This is a genomic window from Nostoc sp. FACHB-888 (assembly GCF_014696655.1).
Taxonomy (GTDB): domain Bacteria; phylum Cyanobacteriota; class Cyanobacteriia; order Cyanobacteriales; family Nostocaceae; genus Nostoc.
Map to the genome: position 1 here is coordinate 1 of NZ_JACJQM010000345.1, position 2,847 is coordinate 2,847.

Below are 2,847 nucleotides of genomic sequence, written 5' to 3' on the forward strand. Positions count from 1 at the left end.
GGGCTGCCGACGGCAGCCCCTTCATTCCCCTCTAAAATGATTATCATTATTGGTAATGGAATAGTTTATTTTCTGGAAGTCCCCTAAGACTCTTCTACATAGCGCGAAAACAACTCCCAAATCTTTAATCCCAAGCCGTGAGCCAGCTTCTCGACATTTTCGAGTGTTGGGCTACGTTCGGCACGCTCTATAAGCGATATATATGTCCGATCAAGATTACTGATTTCAGCCAACTGTTCTTGGGTTAAATCGAGTTCGCGCCGTCGCCGACGCACGGCTTTAGCAAATCGAGTTTTAAATTTCCTGTGGTATTTAAAGTTCAAAGTTTTTAAAAGCGATAAAATAAAGTCTCGTCAATATGGCTCTTTTTCTCAAATATGTAATAAGTTATATCAAGATAAAAATATTTCTTTAGCTCCAAGTACCTGCTATGAACTGGCATGGGCTTATGAAGAAAAAAGGCTCATTACCGAAGTAATAAAAATAGATATTTCTCATATAAAACTTTCAGTGTATGCACGACTACAATTAAGAAAAGAAACAAATATAGAAAGAAAAAGTAAAATAATTCAAACTGCTTTATCTGATTGTATTGGTAAAAGAAGTATAAGCAAAAAAGATATAATAAATGCCCAAAATAAACTCGAACAATACTTAAATCAAAAAGAAAACTTGCTGTCGATATCAAATAATAAAACAACTGAAATTGGAATTGCAAGAACATATGCAGTTGGTGAAGATAGCGGTGTAAGTCCTTGTACGAATGAGGTTGTTAATAATCAAGGGGTTCCGTTCTATCCCAATAAACCAATTTATACTTGGCAGGGGATGCGGTTTCGCTCAAAAGCTGAAGTTCAAATGGCAAAAGCTCTTGACCGCGTTGGTGTCCTTTTCATGCCCAATTGTTTAGCCCGTCTTACCGATCCAAGAAAAACTGATAGCAGAAGGAATATGGAGGCAGATTTTTTTGTTTTTTATGAAGGCAAGTGGGGTATTCTTGAAGTAGATGGCCCTTCTCACAAACCAGAAAGCCGAGTAAATGAGCAGGAGCGAGACCGCCTTTTCCACCATAATGGAATAGCAATAATTCAACGTTTTACTAATTCCAAGTGTGAGCGACATCCAGATGATGTTGTTAGGGAATTTTTGCAAATAATTAAGAAGATAGGTTAATATAGCAATCCGAATTGAAACCTGAGAAAATACAGGGCATACGCATCTAAATTACTCTTGAACGCAACCAGATGCCTTGATATATCTTAATGACAATCGAAGTAATAAACCCTAGCTGTAGCGACCTGCAATTTGTCATAATCTAATTCACTGGTTTTACCTAAGTAAAAAATGCGCTGCACTCTATTCACTTTAAAGCGCGATCGCGGAATCGAGGAATTAACAAAAGGGTGGGTCAAGGGGTGGCATGAGCCATCTTTTTTACTTATCAGAATTTCCCTTAAGAGAAAGACAGTTTCCATAACCTATTTTTCAACCCCATCGCCTACTATCCACAAACTACAGAAGCACGACAAAAGCATCGGCGGTAGGGGAGCGGAAGCGATCGCGGGACATTTCGACCCAGCTGTATCAAAACAGTTGAAACAACTGGCGTTAGAGCAAGACGCTACCGTGCAAGCCTTACTCGCTGAGGCTTTAAATGATTTGTTTGAGAAATACGGTAAGAAGCCAATTGCTTAATCTTGGGAGTTTGGCTGCGTCAGAGAAAGATTTCTCTAGGAAGCCTGATTTGGTGTCCATTTGTACTTGATACGCTCAGACGAACCTATCAAGTAGAAATGCAAAAATCGTGTTTGCTCCGTCCCTAACTTGTTTTCAATAAAGCGGCAAAGCGCCTCCTTTATGTCTGTTTCATCAAATGCAGTCGCATCCTCAAAAATTATTAAAAGCGATGTGTTTGTTTCGTATTCCTTTTTAAGCTTTCCTTCCAAGGCTTTACCAATCAGGTTTCGCTGCTTGTCCAGGTATTCTTCCAAATCTCTAACACCTAAATGAGTTGTCAATTTTATACCTGTATTTTTTGTACCCGTCTTCTCAATGCATCCAGATATAGGCGACCAGCCTTCTTTCTGAAGCATTAAACGCTTCAGATATTCGTCTCCTAAAGCCATAGTAATTTCAAGCTTACTTTCGTGAGGAGGAACAAATGCACGGTCAATTATTAACACATCATAGTTTTGACTTCCAATTACAGGCTGGAGCGTGACATCAGTTCTGTCGCAAAATTGCCAAAATGCAAAGACTTTGAGTGGATAAATCTCTTCCATTAACTGCTTACAATAGCCTTCTCTAATTCGTATAGCGCTCAAACCACCCTCTTGTTGAGTTATTTCTTGAATTTTGCGCTCAAACCACTCTACAAGTTCTTGAGGTGTACGCTCTACCATTAGTTCTTCCTTTGTCACAAAGTCCTTTTTTTTCTGACTCATTTTAATTATTCCAATTCTCTTAATCCGCGATCGCTACAGCACTTGATATCAACGCTTGCTCTCAGTGCCAATCAACCAAGTTGAGCCGCTGGGGAAAGGACAAGCGCGGAATCAAGCAACGCTTCAAATGCAAGGACTGCGGGAAAATCTTTGTTCTGTAGGTGATCGCCGATTCTAGTTCGTTCTTCTTCAAACCTTGTTCGTCGATAATTTTCTGGATATCCAGAAAAACTGATCGCCACAACTAACAGATATTGGAGTGAAATGAGCATCCGTTCAGAAACTTAAGCTAAGGAAAACTGATAAATCTCTTGCTCACAAGTTCCTCAAATTGTTTCTATATTTTTAAAATGAACTAACCCCAATTCACCAGCACTCATATGGAATACCTCTGCTATCTTGC

At 39.3% G+C, this 2,847-nt stretch carries 5 protein-coding genes; 2 read left to right on the plus strand and 3 right to left on the minus strand.

The features are described 5' to 3' along the window. Positions 1–83 precede the first annotated feature (83 nt). Complete coding sequence (locus tag H6G26_RS40485) at positions 84–323, minus strand: helix-turn-helix transcriptional regulator (protein WP_190737626.1); 240 nt, start codon at positions 321–323, stop codon at positions 84–86. 187 nt (positions 324–510) lie between these two features. On the opposite strand from H6G26_RS40485, the gene H6G26_RS44470 reads away from it, so the two are divergent. Together H6G26_RS44470 and H6G26_RS40495 are read left to right on the plus strand one after the other, a co-directional pair. Beyond that, complete coding sequence (locus H6G26_RS44470; RefSeq protein WP_190737628.1) at positions 511–1,173, plus strand: DUF559 domain-containing protein; 663 nt, start codon at positions 511–513, stop codon at positions 1,171–1,173. Between the two features lie 171 nt (positions 1,174–1,344). Continuing rightward, on the plus strand, positions 1,345–1,695 hold the full coding sequence (locus H6G26_RS40495; RefSeq protein WP_190737630.1) for a ribbon-helix-helix domain-containing protein: 351 nt from the start codon (positions 1,345–1,347) through the stop codon (positions 1,693–1,695). Between the two features lie 35 nt (positions 1,696–1,730). Here the strand turns inward: H6G26_RS40495 and H6G26_RS40500 are convergent, their stop codons facing one another. Beyond that, positions 1,731–2,444: a hypothetical protein gene (locus tag H6G26_RS40500; protein ID WP_190737632.1), complete on the minus strand. Its 714-nt coding sequence runs from the start codon at positions 2,442–2,444 to the stop codon at positions 1,731–1,733. Between the two features lie 71 nt (positions 2,445–2,515). Next, positions 2,516–2,716 (minus strand): hypothetical protein, encoded by a 201-nt coding sequence (locus H6G26_RS40505; RefSeq protein WP_190737634.1) that lies wholly within the window; start codon positions 2,714–2,716, stop codon positions 2,516–2,518. Positions 2,717–2,847: the final 131 nt, after the last annotated feature.